The organism is Pseudoalteromonas sp. McH1-7 (genome assembly GCF_013366255.1).
Taxonomy (GTDB): domain Bacteria; phylum Pseudomonadota; class Gammaproteobacteria; order Enterobacterales; family Alteromonadaceae; genus Pseudoalteromonas; species Pseudoalteromonas peptidolytica.
On sequence record NZ_JABWPQ010000008.1, the window covers coordinates 145,647 to 166,368 of the forward strand.

General features: G+C 41.2%; 16 protein-coding genes and 1 tRNA gene. 1 reads left to right on the forward strand and 16 read right to left on the reverse strand.

All coding sequences use genetic code 11. From position 1 onward, the window contains the following. The 12 genes from HUZ36_RS07870 to HUZ36_RS07925 all read right to left on the reverse strand — a co-directional run bounded on the left by HUZ36_RS07870 (position 1) and on the right by HUZ36_RS07925 (position 12,403). The gene (locus tag HUZ36_RS07870) at positions 1-888 is read right to left on the reverse strand and encodes a general secretion pathway protein GspK (RefSeq protein WP_176032531.1); all 888 of its coding nucleotides are present in this window, start codon (positions 886-888) and stop codon (positions 1-3) included. Then, positions 888-1,604: a PulJ/GspJ family protein gene (locus HUZ36_RS07875; RefSeq protein WP_176032532.1), complete on the reverse strand. Its 717-nt coding sequence runs from the start codon at positions 1,602-1,604 to the stop codon at positions 888-890. The genes HUZ36_RS07870 and HUZ36_RS07875 overlap by 1 nt, the downstream gene beginning before the upstream one ends. After that, positions 1,595-2,005, reverse strand: a complete 411-nt coding sequence (locus HUZ36_RS07880) for a type II secretion system protein (protein WP_176032533.1) — start codon at positions 2,003-2,005, stop codon at positions 1,595-1,597. The genes HUZ36_RS07875 and HUZ36_RS07880 overlap by 10 nt, the downstream gene beginning before the upstream one ends. Then, complete coding sequence (locus tag HUZ36_RS07885; RefSeq protein ID WP_176032534.1) at positions 1,995-2,408, reverse strand: type II secretion system protein; 414 nt, start codon at positions 2,406-2,408, stop codon at positions 1,995-1,997. Before HUZ36_RS07885 ends, HUZ36_RS07880 begins: the two co-directional genes overlap by 11 nt. Further along, complete coding sequence (locus HUZ36_RS07890; RefSeq protein ID WP_176032535.1) at positions 2,392-3,591, reverse strand: type II secretion system F family protein; 1,200 nt, start codon at positions 3,589-3,591, stop codon at positions 2,392-2,394. Before HUZ36_RS07890 ends, HUZ36_RS07885 begins: the two co-directional genes overlap by 17 nt. Further along, positions 3,591-5,252 (reverse strand): GspE/PulE family protein, encoded by a 1,662-nt coding sequence (locus HUZ36_RS07895; protein WP_444428306.1) that lies wholly within the window; start codon positions 5,250-5,252, stop codon positions 3,591-3,593. Before HUZ36_RS07895 ends, HUZ36_RS07890 begins: the two co-directional genes overlap by 1 nt. Beyond that, entirely contained in the window at positions 5,249-5,644 is a 396-nt protein-coding gene (gene gspG, locus HUZ36_RS07900; RefSeq protein ID WP_176032536.1) for a type II secretion system major pseudopilin GspG, read from the reverse strand. The genes HUZ36_RS07895 and gspG overlap by 4 nt, the downstream gene beginning before the upstream one ends. A 105-nt stretch (positions 5,645-5,749) precedes the next feature. Then, positions 5,750-6,910 carry a polysaccharide pyruvyl transferase family protein gene (locus tag HUZ36_RS07905; protein ID WP_176032537.1) on the reverse strand — a complete coding sequence of 387 codons (1,161 nt, stop codon included), beginning with the start codon at positions 6,908-6,910 and terminating at the stop codon, positions 5,750-5,752. Next, entirely contained in the window at positions 6,907-7,950 is a 1,044-nt protein-coding gene (locus HUZ36_RS07910) for a nitroreductase family protein (protein WP_176032538.1), read from the reverse strand. Before HUZ36_RS07910 ends, HUZ36_RS07905 begins: the two co-directional genes overlap by 4 nt. Positions 7,951-8,013: 63 nt before the next feature. After that, entirely contained in the window at positions 8,014-10,692 is a 2,679-nt protein-coding gene (locus tag HUZ36_RS07915) for an SLBB domain-containing protein (RefSeq protein ID WP_176032539.1), read from the reverse strand. Between the two features lie 85 nt (positions 10,693-10,777). Next, entirely contained in the window at positions 10,778-11,569 is a 792-nt protein-coding gene (locus HUZ36_RS07920) for a DUF481 domain-containing protein (protein WP_147389422.1), read from the reverse strand. Positions 11,570-11,584: 15 nt separating this feature from the next. Continuing rightward, on the reverse strand, positions 11,585-12,403 hold the full coding sequence (locus tag HUZ36_RS07925) for a mechanosensitive ion channel family protein (protein ID WP_125251078.1): 819 nt from the start codon (positions 12,401-12,403) through the stop codon (positions 11,585-11,587). Between the two features lie 409 nt (positions 12,404-12,812). Between HUZ36_RS07925 and HUZ36_RS07930 the strand changes: the two genes are divergently transcribed. After that, positions 12,813-12,888, forward strand: a tRNA-His gene (locus tag HUZ36_RS07930). A gap of 576 nt (positions 12,889-13,464) precedes the next feature. On the opposite strand, the gene nagP is transcribed toward HUZ36_RS07930, so the two are convergent. The 4 genes from nagP to mutT form a co-directional block, all read right to left on the reverse strand. Continuing rightward, positions 13,465-14,754: an N-acetylglucosamine MFS transporter NagP gene (nagP, locus tag HUZ36_RS07935; RefSeq protein WP_368659792.1), complete on the reverse strand. Its 1,290-nt coding sequence runs from the start codon at positions 14,752-14,754 to the stop codon at positions 13,465-13,467. Positions 14,755-15,136: 382 nt separating this feature from the next. Further along, a complete protein-coding gene (locus tag HUZ36_RS07940; RefSeq protein ID WP_176032540.1) occupies positions 15,137-17,728 on the reverse strand; it encodes a family 20 glycosylhydrolase in 2,592 nt (863 codons plus the stop codon). Positions 17,729-18,006: 278 nt separating this feature from the next. Beyond that, positions 18,007-20,073: a M13 family metallopeptidase gene (locus HUZ36_RS07945; RefSeq protein WP_176032541.1), complete on the reverse strand. Its 2,067-nt coding sequence runs from the start codon at positions 20,071-20,073 to the stop codon at positions 18,007-18,009. A 106-nt stretch (positions 20,074-20,179) separates the two neighbouring features. Next, the gene (gene mutT, locus HUZ36_RS07950; RefSeq protein WP_147389426.1) at positions 20,180-20,581 is read right to left on the reverse strand and encodes an 8-oxo-dGTP diphosphatase MutT; all 402 of its coding nucleotides are present in this window, start codon (positions 20,579-20,581) and stop codon (positions 20,180-20,182) included. Positions 20,582-20,722: the final 141 nt, after the last annotated feature.

Consider the following 20,722-nt stretch of genomic DNA (forward strand, 5'->3'; position numbering starts at 1 on the left):
CTAATTCCACTTAACTTCACTGATAATTATTGGAGTTACTCTCGCAGCAGGTTTGACCCTAACAATAAAAGACTTCTTTAACGTAGCTTCATTATCGACAACTTCCAATTGTACCCTGAGGTAGCTACCTGTTGCAAAAATAAGAAACTCGTTCGCCTCTAAGCCTGTTATTTCCCGAAACTTATAGTCTGTGAGTGTACCAGCATCTCGTTCCCGTATAATGGTTTTCACTTTGTCGGTATCATTCAACAAAGCATTTAATATTAATTCCGGAGCATTCATTGGATTAAAGCCGATTTGGTTTGCAACAGTAAAATAATTTTTAACGTCTATATGGTTTAGGTCTTTGGCACCTCTTACTTTTAAAAATTCAAAAACTGATTGTAAATAACTATTTCTTGGTCCAGATAAACCTGCTGACTGATAGTAATCATTTTCAGCACCACTCGGACGGACAAGCGCATCTTTATCTTTCCAATCCTCAAGTGAAGCAATAACCACCTCAACCTGCTTTTGATCAATCCCCAAACGATTTAACGTATTTGACGCTAAAGTAGCATCAGTATAATTAAGATTAACAAGTGAGCGCATATCTTGGATCTGCGCATGAATGTTCTCACGCAATTTAAACGGAGTATTGTCAAACCGCCAATTTCGAATTATATCAACCGATGAATTAGTGTCTCTATAAGGCCTATACATCACTAAAGCCTCTATGAGCTCAGCTTCAGCCGTTTCTAACACTAGTTTGAGCTTGAATTTATTTACTGCCGACTGTGAAACTCCAACTTGATGCCTGACTGACTGTAAAACGAATAAGCTCATGATACTCAATATCAACGCAATCACTAGCACTTGAACTAATGCAACTCCTTGGACTTTGTACATTAAAACTCCTGCCTCATATTCCAGACCACTTTGCTTGCTGAGTCATTGGGGAGATCAACAGTAATATAAGTCTCTTTTTGCTCTGTATCAGTAAGTCTTAAGTTAATTTTTGCAGGTAATACCCTATGCTTTTTCGTATTAATCTCTGACAGCCACTGCATTTCAGGCGCTGGAATCAATAGATTATTTTCATAAACGTTTATACTTTCTAAAGCTTCCTTAAAATTACTATACGAGAAGTAACTAAACTCTAATTGTTTGGATTTTTTTATGAGTGTGACTCTATTAGTCCAGTGAAAATCTTTTGTAGGCCAATTGTATAGCCCTACTTTGTCAAGGGGTAACTCCGAATAGATTAAAGCATACTCATTGGACACTGGTAAAACTTCAAAGGAAACAAGTGCTAGCGAGTCTGAAAAAATAGGGCTGTTAGATACAAATATTACTTTATTTCTAGTACCTTCAAATAGGGCTGACTCTTCACCATCTTCATTAATTAAAACATGAGCATTAATTGATTCAACAGTTCGGATAAACGCCTCAATTCCTATGCTCGTATTAACGCCCCTCCAATACTGCTGGCTTCTTTTAGACCAACTATCACTAAATAAGCTATATGCGTAATAACCGGAAAACATAATCAGTGATAAAAGTGTTGTTGCTATCATTAGCTCAATCAAGGAGAAGCCTAAGTGGCTTTGTCTAGTTACGGCCATAGAAAGACCTCAAAACTAAACTGCTTGTTTGCAGCGTCGACATCCACTGATACAGTATATTTTCCATATTTCGCTTTCGGCGTGTTCTCAGAAGCTAAATTACTATAGTGGCTGACCTCTCTGAGTTTTGAAGCCGTCCATACAAACTCCATACCTCCAATCGTTAGTTTCCCAATGTACAGCTCTGCAAGTGCCTCTTTTTTAAACTCATAACGCAGGTCACTTTTAATAGATGAAATAGCAATGGAAGCAAATTGGCTGTAGTTAGTTGTGCTTACCGCTTTTGATGAAAACTTGGCACTGGAATTATAAATTTCCGAAGTAAGTGCAATTGCGGTAAATAAAATAACAGCAGCAATAAGTACTTCTATTAAAGTAAACCCACGTTTTTTATTCAGCATAATTATCAAAGATCGCTGGAGTACTATAAAATAACGGCCCTTTAATTGGGTCAATAATCCCATATTTATTTGGAAATATCTGAGCCTTTGTATTGATTATAAAATCTTCAGGTACAAATTGGATCACTTCGAACTTAATAACCTCCTTCTCATTCTCGGATGAATGCACTATTACCGTGTTTCCGACTATCGATATATGTGTTTCAAGCCCCGAAAAGTAAGACTTATACATTACTCTTTTGAATATATTTTCCACTTTTTTTATTTCTATTATTTCAGTCCTTTTCGAGACGGCTTTCACGACAAGCCCACCCGTTAAGCTCATCGCCACCCCCATGATGGCAAGGACTATCATTAACTCAATGAGTGAAAAGCCTTGACTGGATTTAGAGTGGAACATCATTAATAGACACCATACTTAACAGCATCGTGATAACAATACCGCCAACAAAGCCACCCATAAATAGCAACATGATAGGCTCTAGCATTGTGGTAAATTTACTGATCACTTGCTCTAGGTCTGTACGTGAGCGATTTGCAACTTCATTAAATACTTTGGGTAGTTGCCCTGTCTCTTCACCCACTTTGATGATGGATAGAAAGAAGTCAGGAAATATCCGTGTTTTACTAAGTACAACCCCCAACTGTTTACCTGACTTTAGTTGTTTTAGCGCTTGTTTTGCGTCACGTTTAAAATCTGGGTGTTTTAATGTTTCAGCTGTTAGCGCAAGTGTAGTGTCTAGTTGCAAACCGGCTTCTAGCATCATTGACATAGATTGGGCAAATCTAATCCTTTCAGAGGTAGTGATAATAGCGCCAATACCGGGGATTTTACTGGCTTGTACATATAGCCAATTTCTTGCCTCTGGTTGTTGTAGAGCGTAGCCACCTAAGACTAAACTCGTAATTACACCACCAATAATAAACAACTGGTTATCAATAAAAAATTGACTCACCCCGATGATCATTTGGGTGTACCACGGCGCTTGACTCAAGTCGGTAAAAATTCCTGACATTTTCGGTACAATAAATGTCAGCACAAAATACACAGCCATCAAACAGACAAAGAAAATCACACTTGGATAAGTAAGCGCGGTACTTACTTGTGATTTGAGATCTTTTTGAAATTTAAGATCAGCCGCTAAACGTTGCAACACTTCGGGTAAATTACCAGAGGTTTCACCAATTTTTAGCAGGCTAATATATAGCGGTCCAAACAGAGCTTCATGTTTGCCAAACGCTTGGCTGAGCGATTCCCCTTTTTTTATCGAGCTGGCAATTTGATTTAGCAGCCGCCCAAGTGCTGGATCGGAATTAGATTGACGAATAATATCAATCCCTTTGTCTACCCTCACCCCACTTTCGAGCAACAAGGAGAGTTCACTGGTGAAAAACTCCAGTTGATCGAGCGTCACTTTTTGCGTAAATAACCCAGAAAAAGAGGATGACTTAGCAATTGCCTTTATTTCTATCGGACTAAGCCCCTCTGCATTGAGGCGTTGCTGAGCTTGTGCTTGGTCGTTGGCTTCAATGGTTCCTTGATGGCGGGAACCATTGCTGTCTATTGCCTTGTACTCAAACTCCATTAGCCTGCAACCCTTAAGACTTCGTCTATCGTGGTAACACCCGTGATCACCTTAAAGAGACCATCTTCAAGCAAGTCTCTTCTTTGTAGCTTTTTGTTATGGGCTTTGGCTTTACCGATAAATTGATCATTTTTAGGAATTGCTTTTATATCATCATCACAACGGAGGTATTCATTCACTGCAATACGTCCTTTAAAACCTGAATTATTACAGTGTTCACAGCCTTTGGGCTGTTTTAAGTTTAAGGTTTTTATACCCGCCATATCAGCTATTTCTTGTAGAGGGTACTTATTGATTAGTTCATCTGCATTTTCAGCAGGCTGTGCACAATGCGCACAGAGTCGACGCGCCAAACGCTGAGCAACCACTGATACAAGGGCTGCGTTTAATAAGAACTCTTCAACACCTAAGTCAAGTAGTCGAGTATAAGCACCCGCGGCATCGTTAGTATGTACTGTACTAAATACTAAGTGACCAGTTAGCGCTGATTGAAGCGCAATTTGTGCCGTTTCTTTATCTCGGATCTCACCGACCATGATGATATCAGGGTCTTGTCGGACGATAGAGCGAAGACCTGCGGCAAAATCAAACCCTATCTCAGGGTTTACTTGTACTTGGTTAATACCTTCAAGCTGGTATTCTACCGGATCTTCTAACGTAATGATTTTTACGTCTTCGGTGTTTAGCTCATTAAGAAAGGTATACAACGTAGTGGTTTTACCTGAGCCTGTAGGACCGGTCAGTAAGATCACACCCGTGGTCTTTTTCAAGTCTTGATTGATTAGCCCTTGAGTATCTTCTGACAAACCAAGCACAGACATATCATATCGAATAGAGTCTTTTCTCAGAAAACGTAAAACAATGCTTTCACCTTCATTCAACGGCAATGCTGATACACGAATATCTAATTCTTGATTGGCAATACGCATCTCTATCTTGCCATCCTGTGGACGACGTTTTTCAGCGATATCCATGCCCGATAAGATCTTAAGACGAGTGGTAATAGGTAACTGCATTTTCGGTGCTAATGAGTCAACCTCATGCAGTACACCATCAACTCGATATCGCACCCTAAAACGCCCTTTATATGGCTCAAGGTGCATGTCCGATGCGCCACGAGATAACGCTTTAGTAATCAATGAATTTAATAAGTTAACAGTCGGCGCTTCTGAAGCGAGTTCCCGCAGTCTTGCTTCTTCAGCTCCGGTGAGCTCATCTTCACTGAAGTTTGCTTCTGTTTGACTCTGAATTTCATAGAAGAAGCTTTGTAATTGCGCTTCTGTTGCAACTAATACAGTAATCGCTACGTTTTGGCGCATCAAATACTGCGACAGCTCTGTATCAAGAGGGTCTTTACAAGCAATGACCCAGCTGTCGTTATCCGCGGATAACAAGACACAGTTAAGCTCTTTTAACTTTTCGTAACACTCAAACGCTACCGAGTCACTTGGCTGCCAGTTGGGGTAATGTGCAGGCTCAAATTTCTCATAACCAAGCAAAACTTGATATAAGGGAGGTAAATCATCTTCCGTTAAACACCCCATATTGATGAGGATATTCTCTAAACGTCCACCATATCTTTGTTGATAAGTTGCAGCTTTATCAATGTCCGAGTTTGATACTTTGAATGACTCACTCAGTAGCGATTTAATATCCATCATTTATGTACTACATCCTCACTTTCGCCTTCACCACCGGGCTTACCGTCTAAGCCATAAGACAGGATGTCATAAGGGCGATTGTCACTGCCTGGTACGGTATACACATACGGTTTACCCCACGGGTCTAGTGGAATATCTTTTGGCAGATATGGACCATCCCAATTAGCTGCATTGCTGCGTCTTAGCTCTTCTAGTGCAGATGGTACAGTGCCCATATCCAAACGATACGTATCGATTGCCGTTTCAAACATTTGCATCTGGGCTACAGCCGTTTTCTTTTTAGATGAACCGACTTTTGAGAATAACTTAGGTGCAACTAAGGAACCCAATAACCCTAGAATGATCAATACGATCAACAGTTCTATTAAGCTAAAACCTCTTGCTTTTTTCATCTTTAGTTCCTCTATCGTTGATGAGCTACATCTGTATTTTTTGGTTGAGCCCCAATAAAGTATTTGGCACCCAACTTGTTTCTATACGCGGTCTATTTTATCAGCTTATTTTGGCTGATACCCATTAATTTCAGCAATTACGGCTTGCCACATTGCTCGATTTTCTTGTTTTACCTTCGTCGCATGCCCGTAACCGGCTTGTTTCTGGCTATCTAGGTTATTGATAAATTGCGTTAGCTGCTTATTTACTTGCTCAGGCTTCGCTAGGTAATCCAAAATATTATCTGCTAAGCCATACTCTTCAAAGAGCATTTCGTATTTATGGCTCCAACTGGTAGCCAAGCAAGGAACACCTTGTGATAGCGCACTGACACAACCATGAAAGCGACTACTAACCACTGCCTGGCAGCGCCCTAACAGCGCTTTGATTTCAACTGCACCCAAACCATCGACGATTTCAACGCTTTCCCCTATAACTTCAGCTATCTGTTCACACAAATGCTTATCTTCAGCACCTTCATGGTTTAGGAGCAAAATATCGAATCCATGCTGTTTAAAAAACTCGGCTTGATAACGCCAAAATGCAATATATGCTTCGCTGCCAGTTTGTGCTGTTTCATGGTGATATTTAGAAATCACTTTATTATTTGGAATAAAACAGACCGTCTTTGTCGCAAATGGTTCAATAATACTTGGTTCTATTAGCGCCGTAAAATCAGGGCTTTGATGTAACGTGCCAACTTCATTAAGTGCGGCACAAGCCTGATAGGATGCTTTATCTCTGGCATATACTTTTGTCGCTGAGTTTATCAATTTTCGAGCCGCTTTTGCATGCTCTACTTTGTTAAACGGACCAAGTGCTTGCGGTAACACAATATAAGGCTTACCTACTTGTTTGAATCGTACAGCTTCCTTTGCTGCATTTTTCAAATCATTTAATGGCCATTGATCGCCATACGAAAAACCACTGGCGTTCAAAATAATATCGACATCTGCCTCTGTTACAATGCCATAACGTTTAAGTAGGCGTTTAGCAAATTGCGGTAATTTGCCGAATAACCCCGTTAAGTCGAAGGGTCCCCTCCGAAAACTAAGCTTTTGCAACGCCCCTAATCTAGCTCTTTGTTTGTAGGGAAGGTTTGGACCTGGAGACAATACTAGATTGTACTCACCTATTTCTTTATCTAGCTGCTCTAACACAGACAACAGCATTAGTTCAGCACCTTTATTGGAAAACTGAACCCCTTTTACTTCTATATTAATCACTCTTTTGGTTCCACACGTGTTAGTAGCACTTCTGCTGATTTTTTGTTTGAAAATGGAATGCCACCATCAGCTAAGGCGTATCCGACGGCAATAAACATTACAATACGCTTATGCTGGGGTAAATTAAGTAAGCGCGCAGCTCGCTCGTCTAATTTGTGTAATTCAGGCCAGTTTAACGCACACGTCGATAATCCGAGCGTTTCGCATGCTAGCATAAACTGCATACTGGCCAACGACGCATCGATATAAATTACATGACGGTCTCGCTCAAAAGGGTACGCTGACAAATCACCCACTACCGCTAATAAGCAAGGGATTTGGGTTGCAAAGCCCGCCGTGCCACCTGGTAACGTGGCAGCTTTTTGCTTTATCTGCTCATCATCAATCCACATAAATTCATAAGCTTGACGATTACATGCACTGGGTGCTTGGGTTGCGATAGTCAAAGCATCAATTAATAGTGATTTATCTACGTTTTTTTGCTCAAACCACCTCACTGAGCGCCTTGATGTAGCAAGTGCTTTGAGCTGCTCGTAAGAAACATCATGCTTTACTCGCTGACTACTTGAATAAGGTATGGCGCTACAATCATCTTCAAACTCAATGGCTTGAAAAGTAAGGTAACTACTTTTAACAATAGGATGACTGGTATCACAGACGTCAAAGTACTGTTTGAGCACCGAATGAGCCCACTTTAGATCTGTCTGTTCTAGATTATCAACTTGTGTAGCCCGCTCATACACAGACACAGTTTCAGCAATATAGTCCAGAGCAAATACTGGTTTTCGAGGCCGCATAATCAACCCCTTTTCCAGCCTATGAATGTTACGCCTGAGTAATGCACTGGCGCTTTTTTGGATCCCTTGATGCTTTTGATATTGGATCTTTGCTTTTAGTATCGCCTGCTGCTCGTAGCCAAATGCGCGGTCAAACAGTAAATAGTAAAGTCGACTTAACGTCGGCACAGCAACAAAAAAAGGTCGCACAGCTCCTCGGGTAAACTCAATGGTATTGATGATGTGCTTTTTTAGTTTCTGCATAAAACGTAAATACGGGAAACCCAAGTTTCCCGTACCCTTTTTGTGTTAGATTTTTATGACGTATTAGTCTTTATTCAATGTTGCCAGCGATGCTGCTGCAAGACCAATTTGTGACAATATTTGAGTCGCAGTACTCCAGAGAGTCAGTTGATCCATATGCTGCGCGTCTAGTGGCACGACGATGGTATCACCTGGAGCTAGTTGGTTTGCGTAATTGCTCACCGCAAACCATGAACCTGAACCTGGTAGAACAACCGACCCATTAGCTTTTATAATGTAAATGCGCTCATCGTCAGCCTTCTGTTTTAGACCACCGCTGGCTTTAATGTAGTCGTCAACCGATTTACCCGCATCGAATAAGTGTGTCGCGGCAAGATTGACCTCTCCGATAACACTCACTGAATCTTGCATCGCTGGAATATACAGCGCATCGCCATCTTCTAGTTGAATCGTTTTTGTCGCGCGTTTATCTAAATCAATAACAAGACGCCCCAATGCTTCAACCTTAGATAAATCACGTAAAATTTTATCCATATCTTCATAAGGCATCGAAGTATTTGCTGTCGCACTTTTTTGGAAGGTATTCGTAATGATATCGCGTCTAAGCTCTTGCGTTAGGCGTTGAATTTGCGAGGTTTCTTTACGCTTAATTGATTCACGAGTGAAAATTGCCGCATCCTTATGGGCAAACTCACTAAGTCCTCCAACTCTGGTAAGTAGGCTTTCCAACGTCTCTCCGCGCTTGATGGTATAAATACCAGGAAACCTAACCTCACCCACAACTTTTACTTGCAATCTATCCTGCCAATTTGGTCTCGGGAAGATATTGACTGTATCTTTACTCGTTAGTGCGTGCGTGGGGCTTGTTAGTTCATCTAAGCCGTTAAATTGAATATGCTCAACTTGTTTACCATCATTATATATAACGCGGGTCAACTCAACTTGCTCAAGGTATGCTGCTTCAAGAAAGCCACCGGCTGCCTGTACTGCTTTTTGGAAGTTCGCTTGCTTAGCTAGAGGATAAACGCCTGGGAATTTAACTTGCCCATTAACAGCAAATAACTTTGCAGGCTCAGTTGGCGTTGCTTGCCTTTGTAACTTAGCAACTATAGGCGCAAGAAGTTTTTGACGGCTAAATACTGCATAGTCATCTTCTTCAATTTCTTCCGGCTCTTCGAAAAGAGCCCCTATGCTGGTGATGAGTTTGACTTCTTCCTCTTCTAATTCAAAAAGCTCATCGTCTTTCAATCCAATGTACTTTAAGAACTCGTCACGCTCAAATTGCTCCCACAGTTTGACATTTTCACGCAGCTTCAATTGCTCTTTATTGTAAGCTAAATCGTCTAATAGCTGCTCTTCTTCTTCTTTCAATTGATAACGGCTAAAAACAACAATCGTGTCGTTGGAAGACAGTGCAATGTCACCGGATTTACCATCAAAAATATCTTGTAATGAGAACTGTAAGATGTCGATGTCACCTTTGAAGTTTACTTCACGGATGATAAGTGAATAACCAAAGTCTGCTATCGATAGTAAGTCTTCACGTGGTGCGCTAAATACGTCTTTTAATGTCTTACCTTGGTGCCACTCATAGTGTCCTGGACTCGTTACCGCCCCCACTACAGTGACGGTATTTTGAAACCGTGTGGAAGCCGCATTTACGGAAATCTCATCACCATTTTGCGGCTTGTAACTGGTATTCTGAGTAAAATTATAGTTAAGCGTAATGCGTTTACCATCACCGTTGTAGCGTGAAACTACCACTTTTGATTTATTTGCATTCGCTTTAAAACCGCCAGACATTGCTAAGACACTGTCAAGTGAGTCAGAATCTTTAAGCTCAAAAATAGCTTGGCGATTTACTTCACCTTTAACTTTGATTTTTTTCGCAGCCGGCGGAATAAATACAACATCACCAGGTTTTAGTACAACATCATCTGAGCTGTCGCCAAACAATAATAAGTCATATAGATCAAAAGTAGTAACAAGCTCGCCAGCTCTTTTTACTTGAATTTTTCTTAATGAGCCATTATCACTCACCCCACCAGACACAAACAACGCATGCGTCACAGTGGCAAGAGGAGATACCGTATAGCTACCTGGTTTGTATGCTTCACCAACAACCATGATACGCATAGGGTTTAGCTCACCCATAGAAACAAAGGCTTGTACTCCAATCATTTCTTCTGCGATTTTTTTTGAGATCAGTGCTTTTAGCTCTTTGAATGACAGTCCAATCACATGGATAGGACTTAAATTTGGGATAGCGAGGCGACCTTCTCTGTCAATTTGGACTTCATGCTCTTCATTGGTTTTACCATACAGATTGATCTTCACCATATCACCTATACCTAACAAATAAGTGTCAGGTATCGCTGCCAATTCTGATGGCATGAAGGTCGTTGGCTCTCCTGCAAAAAGCTCATAACCAAAAGGTTTTAACTCTTCTAATTTTGGCTTGTATTTGTCTTCCTCTGTCTCTTCCTCCAGCAAATCTTTTTGATCACGAGGTCGAATTGAGGAATCTTTCTCCTCATCTTTTTTATCACCTTTAGTATTCCCGTCTAAGGTGTTCAAATCTATACCGTAACGTTTCGCAAGCGCTTCCTGCTGCGCTTTTGGAAGCTTTTTAAACTGCTCAATTTGCTGTTTACTCGGTGTAATCGCAACGGTTTGATGCGAGATAAGTATAAATACTGAGAGAAATAATATTCTGAAGAACTTCACTGAAATCTCTTCCATTATGGATTTTTGTTAAACTTTGAGCATTCTACCGAAGTTTAAAAGAATTAAAAGGGCACTGAGGTACCCTTTGGCAAGATACTTGTTAGAAACTGTAAACCAACGTAAGTGAGGTTTCAGTGTCTGTATTTTCTTTTTCGTCTGCTACGTCAGAGTTATGAATAATGTTATAAGCCACTTTCATCTGCAGCGAGCCGTTGATTTTAGTTAATAGTGCGGTCTCTGACGTTGTTTTGGTGTTTGTGTCACCGTATTCTATCGCGATCAGCTGAGTAAAACGTGCGTTGTCAGAAATTTGCCATTGATAGTCTAGTTTACCAACACCGATAAACTCACTCTCAGATGTACCAGCTAATAGCTCGCCATTATCGCCTAGCTCTTTACTATCATCTTGGTGCTCAAAACGCTTAACACCAGGACCAATTTCAGCATTTAAGTACATATCATCATTTTCAAATAAACGCTGGCCATAACCCACAGAAGCCACAGCTTCACTGCGATACGCGCCAAAGTAGTCAGATACGTAAGAGCCAAATACAAATAAATGACTGTGATCTTCATTTAACTTGTAGTTACCTTGTACCGAAGCCGAATACTTTTCGTTAGTGCGTGATGTGATATCTTCACCGGCATCATTTTCGCGTGTGTCTTCTTTATAGAAGCCATCCAGCTTGTATTCATTATGCCAATTTGTGAGGTTATGCTTTGCTTTTATGCCACCCTTTAGTGTGGTTGTTTCAGTATTACCACTGGTTATGATCGCACCTACCTCACTTGTTACATCCCAAACTTTCTTTGGCTTTTTCGCTTTTCCTTCTGCCGCTGCTGTTGTGCTAACAGCCATAAGAATACAACAGGTTAAAACCTTTACTTTCATTTCAAACTAACCTTTTTACTGATCTTTGTGTAGGTGAACATCCATTTGCGGGAATGGAATCGTGATATTCGCGTCGTCTAGTGCAATTTTTATATTTTCTACTAGGGTGAAATAAGTTGGCCAGTACTCTTGCGTTTCAACCCAAGGTCTCACCACAAAGTTAACGCTTGAATCTGCCAGTTCTAGAACTGCAACAGTGTACGCCGGCTCTTTTAGGATCCTTGGTTCGTTGTCGAGTACGGATTTTAATACTGCTTTTGCTTCTCTAAGGTCGGCATCGTAACCAACCCCTATCACCAAATCAATGCGACGCGTTTTTTCACGCGAGTAGTTAACAATGGCACCAGACATAATCGACGAGTTTGGCATCACAATTACTTTGTTATCTGGTGTACGTAACTCTGTCGAAAAGATCTCTATCTTTTGTACACTACCGGCCTTACCGCCTGCTTCAATATAGTCACCAGACTTGAAAGGGCGTAGCATGATGATCAATACGCCTGATGCAAAATTAGATAAAGAGCCTTGTAGTGCAAGGCCCACAGCAAGACCTGCGGCACCCAAAATTGCGATAAATGAAGTGGTTTCTATGCCAACTTGAGACAGCGCCATCAGAAGTGTTGCAGCAAACACTATTGCATATGCTATGTTAGCAACAAAAGAGCCAACCGCTTTGTCGACATTGCGTTTACTAAATGCTTTGATTGTGAGCTTCGCACTGAGTTTGGCAAGCTTCAAACCAATAAAAAAGATAATTAGCGCAATCACACCTTGAAGTGCGTAGTGCAAGATTAAGTCTGAGTTTTCGTTAACCCAATTCCAGATAGCTTCCATCCCCATTCCTCTTGTTATTTGTGTTACGCAGTAGTAGTTTGTATCGACTGAATACTTGTTGCTCTGATGGTTTGACGCTAACTGCGTCAACCCCTTCTTGTCTAGAACAAATTCCCCCCCCCCACTGAAGCGCTATAAGTACAGCAGCGTCAGCTCCACGCCAAAACGGAGCCATCGATAATAGCAATGAGTTAGATTACTTCTTATCTAAGCCTCATGTGAGTCTGGTCAATTAGAAATATTATTAGATCGTCCGGATTATACATAGGATATATGAATATTTGCTGTATGCAGAATTTTTATGCAAAAAAATCTTTTTCTCCGTTTTTTTGCATATTTCGCTTTGCTTTTTTTAAAAACTTATGTATTATGCGCGCCACACCAAACGAGGTGTTCAATTCTTTTTGTGGCGGCTGTAGCTCAGTTGGTAGAGCCCTGGATTGTGATTCCGGTTGTCGTGGGTTCGAGCCCCATCAGTCGCCCCATTCTTTCCTGCATTATAGTAGTTCTTACCTTATTAGTACTTAATTCATCCTAATCAAACCGTTTTTTACGCCATTTTCTGCTGTTGACTAAATTGTCTGGCTGATTTGAAAAAACGATTGGTTTTAGCTTGCCGACCACACTGCTTTCACACTTTAAAAAACATCGATATCCAATTATCTAAATTAAGTGGTCTACTTTGAAGCGACAGAATCTTGTCGATAACTCCGCTACCGCGTCCCGCTCTCTCTAAGGTACCTACGCTCTGTAGGCAAGGCGAATATACGTGTACGTGCTAATAGCCGGCTGCTGGAAGTAAATTCAACGCAGTTAGCGCTAGAGCTGGCTGCTAGAAAGGTATTAATTATCCAAAGCTCAGGTTATTCAGTTATTCTAAATAAGAAATTTTTAACGCGGTTCGCGTCAGGTTTAACCCTTCAAATTAAGTAAGTAGTAAGTCTATTGGTATAACCACATGGTCTGATAGATAGGTATAGAAATAAAAAATGCCACCTTATTCAGGTGGCATCACACACGGGATTATTTCTACATACATAGAAATGCTTTACGTTATTTTGCTACGCCTTCTTTCTGAGCTTATGGCCCTTCACAGCATAGAAAATAATAAATAAGTAACAAGGCAGCATTACAAGGTGCGCTATTTGCTGCGACTCTACTGTACCTGATGTACCTTTAGCTAAGCCTAAGAATACAGGGCCAAATGCACCACCGGCAATTCCCATAACCAATAACCCTGAGCCTACACTGGTTAGCTTGCCAAGTCCAGATAATGCGAGAGGCCAAATTGCAGGCCACATGATAGCATTAGCCAAGCCGAGTATTGCAACCATTAATAGAATATCAGGTAACGCTGACAAACCAAATAGGTTTGAGATAATGAACGAGTCGGGGCTACCAAATGAAATTGCCAGTGTCAGTAATACACCAAGAATAGCAGAAGCGGTTAGAGCCTTTTCTTGAGAGATCACTCTTGGGATTAATAAAATACCTAATATGTAACCTGCAACCATACATGCCATGGTATAAGAAGTCATGACGCTATACTTCTCAACTCCAAGCGCTAGTGCGAACGAGCCAATCGTGTCTCCTGCAATTACCTCAACCGCAACGTATAAAAACAGCGCAATGACGCCAAGTTTTAGGTTCGGGTGCTGTAATGCTTCTCTTACTGAACCATGCTCTTCCTCACCTTCCTTCTCAAGCTCTGGCAGTGGCGCAAACTTGATACCTAAAGCAAATATGCCAATAAAAACGGCTAAACCAAGATAAGGCCCTACTAAGCCATTCGCCATCGCGTCGATGTCGGCCTGAGTTAAGTCTTTACCTGCCATATCCGTAAAATTACTTAACACTAAGGCTGTAAACACCAATGGTGCAACCACACCTGCTCCTTTGTTCAAAATACCCATGATGCTCACTCGCACCGCAGCTGATTCTTCAGGGCCAATACGAACCACATATGGGTTTACCGCAGTTTGCAATAATGTTTGCCCAATTCCCATGGTGAACTGTGCAAATAAAAATAGTGCAAACATCTGTGTTTTTGCAGCTGGAATATAAAGTAGCGCGGCACACATCATCATTGCAATGGCGATAGCCATACCGTTTTTGTAGCCGACCTTTCTGATAACAAGTGCTGAAGGCACGGCAGTAAACGTGACCGCAATATAGAAAGAAAAAAGGATAAATGAAGATTGGAATGGAGTAAGTTTTAACACTTGTTCCAAATATGGCATCAAAGACCCGTTGAGCCAAGTCACAAAGCCAAGAATAAAAAACATGGCGGCGACTATCGCCATTGGGATAGCATTACTTCGTTTTGTTGTATTCGACACGGTAGCTTCCATAAACATTACTCATCGTTTATTGTTCGTTTGGCTTTTGCCTTTTTATTTTTGCTTTTACAGTCTTTCTTTTACAAAAATGACAGCGCTGACATTTAACTTTACGTTAAAATCTGTTTCATTTCCAGATAGATTTTGAGCAAGGCGCTCAGCTACATCCAGCTTTTTGTATGTAGAAGGCTGCGCTTTACTCTTTTTGCTTCTTTAACTATGCGTTAAAGCTGTTAAAAGCACATTATACATTTCCCCACTGCGCTACAAACGTTACGAGTCTACATCCATATAGACTCGCTAAAAATTTTACACTCAATTGTTCTAATTGAATATTTTTATTGTGTTTGTAGCAGCGCGCCAACCCAAACAGCGCGCAGTGGTTCAAAGTAAATTAATTTAACCCCGTAACGCGACTGACATTTTTGTCGCCCATGCGTGTTCTGAGCAGCACTTTGCTTTCATCAGCAATACTTATCTGTCCAGTATATCGTTGCCAAGACTCGCCATTATCCAAACTCACCTCGATAGGAAGAAAAGGAAATGCACTGTTAGCTTTGAGCTTTCCAAGTACCACTTTGGCACCTGGCACAGGTAGGTTTGGATTAACCCCATCATTTTGCAACTTAGCAATTTCTTTCAGTGATAGTGCGGCTGCAAATAATGAAAAGTCTTTGTCTAACTCCGCTTTATCTATTTTGCGCCCTTCCCAATCGGCTTTATGCCATGCACGCTCGGCGACTGAGAGTATACGCGGGAAGATTAACCGCAACACTTGCTCTTCAGTACGGATTGTTTCACTCCATATCTGTCCCTGCATCCCAATTATATTTTGTGGCTTTTTCAACGGTGGTAGCGCTCGACCAACCAATGCTTCTAAGTTTTCAATCGGCTCTCTGTTTCGGGTAAAGTCAGCGTTTGCATAAACATAATCCGGCATGTAAGAGAAAGATTTTTTAGTATCGGTGTAGCGAGTCGCCCAATAATAACCACGTTCTTGCGGGTGTGCTTCATACGGATGGTCAAAGTACAAATGAGTGCCATGAGATAAAATAACTTGATAGTTATTGTTGGCAAAGCGATGCGCGCGATCTGCAACCCCCCACTCCCAAATATTATCCCATGTATTTACTAAAAACTGTGGATTCGGAAATTCATCACGCTTGAAAGTTGTCGTGGTATTATACATTAGGCCATCTTCCCATGCGCCCGGTGTTATCCCTCTTTTAGCAAGTAATGTTGCGACTCGCTGAGTGAAGTAAGGCTTAAGATCGTTAGGCCCGGCAACACCATTATCTGCTTTTGCAAATAACGCATCACAAGCTGGTGACTGTGTCCAAGACCCCTTACCGACTTCATCTCCACCAAAGTGCACCGTATTTAAGATAGTCCCAGCTTCACGGTACATATCTTGGAGCTCATATACAACTTTCTCCATAAAAGCGTAGCTTGAGTCTAAACACACATTAATCGAGTTGTCTTTATAAAGCTGTACCGTTAAATATTCAGATTTATCATCAATATCTGTCAGTAAATAAGCTTTTGCTTCATCACGTTTACCTGCGGCCATTAACTTATGGTAGCGTGCTTCCATAGACTTAATAGCTGCCCGAGCATGTCCTGGACTTTCTATTTCCGGGATGATCTCAATATGACGTGCTTTGGCAAATTTAAGTAACTCTACAAAATCTTCACGGGAAAGGTAACCATTACCCGTTCCAGATTTAAAAGGACCAGTGCCCAACTGAGTTAGTAAGCACTCACGCTCTTCTAGATCAAAACAGCGATAAGCTCCAACTTGAGTCAGCTCAGGAAGATCTGGAATTTCTAAGCGCCACCCTTCATCATCAGAAAAGTGCCAGTGGAACTTGTTCAGCTTATAGCGTGCCATTTGCTCAACTAACTTAAATAGCGCCTCTTTACCGTGATAGTTACGAGCATTATCATAGTGCATACCGCGCCAGTCGAAGCGAGGAGAGTCTTTAATCTCCACATGAGACAAAGTCACTTCATTTTTGCTTCCAGCAGGAAAGAGCGCGAGCAAGCTTTGGATACCATAAAACACACCCGCGTTATCAATTCCGACAATTTCTATGACATCGTCGTCTATTTCTAGGGTGTATGAGCCGGCTTTCTTGTAGTCATAGTCTCGACCTAAACTTTTAGCAACTTTCAAGCGAATAGTTGGTAAGTTACCTTCAGAGATATGATTTGGCTCAGCCTTTAGGTTGAGGCCGTATTCCGACAAGTCCTCTTGAAAGACTTCAACCTCAGACTTTAGCCGTCCAGCATAACGGATTTGCCAATCGCTATTTAAGGTAATCTCACCGCGATTAAAATCAATAAATTCTGGTTTGGGAATGATACGTTTAAGCGCATCAGCTTTTGCTACGTCAACATTACTTTGATTATGTTCAAAGCGTAATTCAGCGGTGGCTATTTTGGTGTAGTCGGTTGGTGTGCTGTATCTTTTAAGCTGGTTTTCACGTTCAAATGGCGCAACAAACTGGGTCATGTCTTCAGTATCTGTGTTAGCAAATATCACTGGTTTATTACTACCAGACACCATAAAAGCACGCGGCATAAAATCACTGTATGCAGCAACCCATGCACTACCATCGAATAAAAGCTGTAGTTTTTCGCCTGATTTTAATCCTGCAAATGATGCTGTCGGTGTTATACGGTGAAGATCGCCATTAATATGTTCAAATCGTAATCCGTTTGAAGACTCGGTTGAAATATGACGTACAGAGTGGATATAAATTTCCCAGTCACTTTGCCCTTTAGGTAGATCCACTTTTGAATTATTAGTCAATGTAATAGAGCCACTGAACCCCTCAGCTCCGTTGCTGAAATTATTTTCTACGGCAAATTCAAAATGTGTGTCAGTTGCAAACTGCGTGAGTTGCTGTTGAGTCAATGATGCTTGTGTATAGAACGCGCACCCAGCAATCATCGCCCCAAGCAAAGTCGTTTTTATTTTCATCTTTTGCTCCCAGTCTTCATGTCCAATTCAATATGAACAGCATTTAATCACTTATTGTTCCCAAACATCATATAAAAGTTAAAATGACAGCGCTATCATTATTTTTTAATCTCTTTATGCTAAGCAAATGTAAGCTACTCGCTTTTGTCACAAAGGCAATCTTATTTTTGTAGGTAGGGTGTTGTTCTACTGAGGTTATTTGAAAAGTTAAAGCGTAATGAGAAGAGCGGATTTACTCTTTGCACTGAGTAAACCCGCAATAATAGATGTGTGCGAAATTACCAGATCTTTACTCTGTCTTCTGGCTTCAGGTACATCTTATCACCTTCTTTCACATCAAACGCCTGATAAAATTCAGGCATATTTGGTAATACACCAATGACTCGATAGTGACTTGGCGAATGCGGATCTGTCATTAGACGATTACGCAGCTCTTCATCACGGTATTTACGGCGCCAGATCTGTGACCATCCCATAAAGAACCGCTGCTCACCCGTATAGCCATCAATAACAGGCGCTTTGTTGCCAGCTAAAGAAATCTGATAGGCTTTGTAAGCTACCGTTAATCCACCTAAATCACCAATATTTTCACCAAGCGTCAGCTGGCCATTTACCGCTGCATCCTCAAATGGTTTAAAGCTATTGAACTGCTCAACTAATTTTTGACTACGCGTTTCAAACTGAGCTAAGTCAGACTCACTCCACCAGTTTCTAAGGTTACCATCGCCATCATATTTAGCGCCTTGGTCATCAAAGCCATGACCTAACTCATGGCCGATAACCGCACCAATTGCGCCGTAATTTACAGCATCATCAGCTTCTAGATTAAAAAATGGCGGTTGTAAAATGGCCGCAGGGAATACGATCTCGTTGTTTACCGGGTTATAGTAAGCATTTACCGTTTGTGGCGTCATAAACCATTCACCACGATCAACAGGCTTGCCTAACTTGTCAATCATCTCCTGATTAGCAAACTCACTATAACGAACATAGTTTCCTACTAAGTCATCTGGGCTAATGTCTAGTGCCGAGTAGTCTTTCCATTTGCCTGGGTAACCAATCTTAGGAGTAAACTTATTGAGCTTCTCTTTTGCTGCGACTTTGGTTTCTGAACTCATCCACTCAAGGCCGTCAATAGCTTGGTCAAAACCTTTGATCAGGTTGGCTACCAACTCTTCCATTCGTGCTTTAGCTTCAGGTGGGAAGTAAGACTTAACGTAAATCTTCCCAAGCATTTCACCAAGTACTGAGTTACTCGCATCAACGGCTTTTTTCCATGTTGGTGCTTGTGCTTCAACGCCACGTAACGTCTTACCAAAGAAACCAAACTTAAGGTCAACCACATCTTTGCTCAATAGCTCTGCGTAGTCATTGGTAAAGTGGAAAGCAAAATAGTCTTGCCACACCTCTAAATCGGTACTTGCAATTATTTTAGATAATGACTCAAAAAAGCTCGGTTGACTGACGATCAATGAGTCCGTTTTGATCCCTAATGCACGTAAAAATGCTGCGGCATCAAAATCTGGCATTGATTTGTTAAAAGCTTCAACGGTTAATTTATTATAGGTTTTGGTTGCATCCCGACTTTCTACACGCGTCCACTGTGCTTCAGCAATTTGCTTCTCTAGCTCTAGAATATTTAACGCGGCTAGCGCTGGGTTTTTATGCCCAGTTTTGGCCATGAGCTGCTCTATATATAGCTGATATTGCTCACGGATCTTAGTGAATTTTTCATCATCTTTTAGGTAGTAGTCACGATCTGGCAAGCCTAAACCCGACTGGAACATGTATAGGGCATTTTCACTTGAGTTTTTGGCATCATTATTTACGTACCAACCAAAAGGAGTATGTGCGCCAGTTAAACGCATTTTAGCAAAGATAGTTGGCAGTTCTGACTTACTTTTCAGCGCTTGGATCTCACTAAGATAAGGCTTGATAGGCGTTAGCCCCAGCTCATTTCTTGCACCCTCATCCATATAACTTTGATAAAACGCACCCAACTTTTGCTCGTCTGATCCCGCTTTTGCAGTGCTATTATTGGCTGCTTCTTCGAGTACTTTGCGCAATGCCTTTTGGGAGTCATCGTACAGTTGCGTGAATGAGCCATAGTTGGATTTGTCTGCTGGAATAATCGTATTTTCGAGCCAATGTCCATTCACATGATAGTAAAAGTCGTCTTGAGGACGAACTGATTTATCTATATTACTAAGTTCAATACCCGAGCTTAGCGTAACTTCTTGTGTCTTAGGCTGCTCAACTTGTTGTTGTGTTTGCGGTTGTTCGCTACAACCAATCAACCCCAGTGCAAGCGCAACACTTGCAGCGGTCAATGATAATTTTTTCATGTAAATTCCCCTGATAGAGTTTCGTCGTATGACGACCATACACTAGTCTACTGATGCTCCATATGGATGACTATCATTCAAGCTTGGTATTTAGTAACAAAGTTTGTCACTCTTTTTGTGCCGCTTGTAACCGTTCCACAATGGCTTTATTTGCCGCTGGGAAGTCTAACTCGTGTAAGTTCGAAATCGCTACCCATTGTGATGGTTGCCCCTCAGCGCCATGTGCTTCTCCTGCGAACTCAGTAACTATATGAATATGTAAGCACACCGCTTTATCAGGATAATCGTGCTCTATCCTCATCAACTCAGTAGAGCTGTGTATATCAATCCCGATTTCCTCTTTTAACTCACGTTTTAAGGCAGAGAATACGTCTTCTTCAGCTTCAACTTTACCGCCAGGAAATTCCCACAGCCCACCTTGGTGTTGATCTTTGCTGCGCAAGCAAACAAAGATTTTTTGGTTTTTTTCAATTACCCCAACAGCAACTTCTACTCGTTTTTTTTCCATGATTTTCCTCATAAAAAAAGCGACTGTTCGTCGCTTTTTTAAAGTTATACCAATTTTCTTAATAAAGTGGTCTATTTTGAGGTGAGAAAATCTTGTCGATAACAAGGCAAAAATTTTGCTATTTAGTTGTTCTAAATAAGA

Bases quoted from the DNA above. Each gene is read 5' to 3' on its own strand.
- HUZ36_RS07870 (WP_176032531.1), bottom strand. From the start codon at position 888: ATGTACAAAGTCCAAGGAGTTGCATTAGTTCAAGTGCTAGTGATTGCG.
- HUZ36_RS07875 (WP_176032532.1), bottom strand. From the start codon at position 1,604: ATGGCCGTAACTAGACAAAGCCACTTAGGCTTCTCCTTGATTGAGCTA.
- HUZ36_RS07880 (WP_176032533.1), bottom strand. From the start codon at position 2,005: ATGCTGAATAAAAAACGTGGGTTTACTTTAATAGAAGTACTTATTGCT.
- HUZ36_RS07885 (WP_176032534.1), bottom strand. From the start codon at position 2,408: ATGATGTTCCACTCTAAATCCAGTCAAGGCTTTTCACTCATTGAGTTA.
- HUZ36_RS07890 (WP_176032535.1), bottom strand. From the start codon at position 3,591: ATGGAGTTTGAGTACAAGGCAATAGACAGCAATGGTTCCCGCCATCAA.
- HUZ36_RS07895 (WP_444428306.1), bottom strand. From the start codon at position 5,252: ATGATGGATATTAAATCGCTACTGAGTGAGTCATTCAAAGTATCAAAC.
- gspG (WP_176032536.1), bottom strand. From the start codon at position 5,644: ATGAAAAAAGCAAGAGGTTTTAGCTTAATAGAACTGTTGATCGTATTG.
- HUZ36_RS07910 (WP_176032538.1), bottom strand. From the start codon at position 7,950: ATGCAGAAACTAAAAAAGCACATCATCAATACCATTGAGTTTACCCGA.
- HUZ36_RS07915 (WP_176032539.1), bottom strand. From the start codon at position 10,692: ATGGAAGAGATTTCAGTGAAGTTCTTCAGAATATTATTTCTCTCAGTA.
- HUZ36_RS07920 (WP_147389422.1), bottom strand. From the start codon at position 11,569: ATGAAAGTAAAGGTTTTAACCTGTTGTATTCTTATGGCTGTTAGCACA.
- HUZ36_RS07925 (WP_125251078.1), bottom strand. From the start codon at position 12,403: ATGGAAGCTATCTGGAATTGGGTTAACGAAAACTCAGACTTAATCTTG.
- nagP (WP_368659792.1), bottom strand. From the start codon at position 14,754: ATGGAAGCTACCGTGTCGAATACAACAAAACGAAGTAATGCTATCCCA.
- HUZ36_RS07940 (WP_176032540.1), bottom strand. From the start codon at position 17,728: ATGAAAATAAAAACGACTTTGCTTGGGGCGATGATTGCTGGGTGCGCG.
- HUZ36_RS07945 (WP_176032541.1), bottom strand. From the start codon at position 20,073: ATGAAAAAATTATCATTGACCGCTGCAAGTGTTGCGCTTGCACTGGGG.
- mutT (WP_147389426.1), bottom strand. From the start codon at position 20,581: ATGGAAAAAAAACGAGTAGAAGTTGCTGTTGGGGTAATTGAAAAAAAC.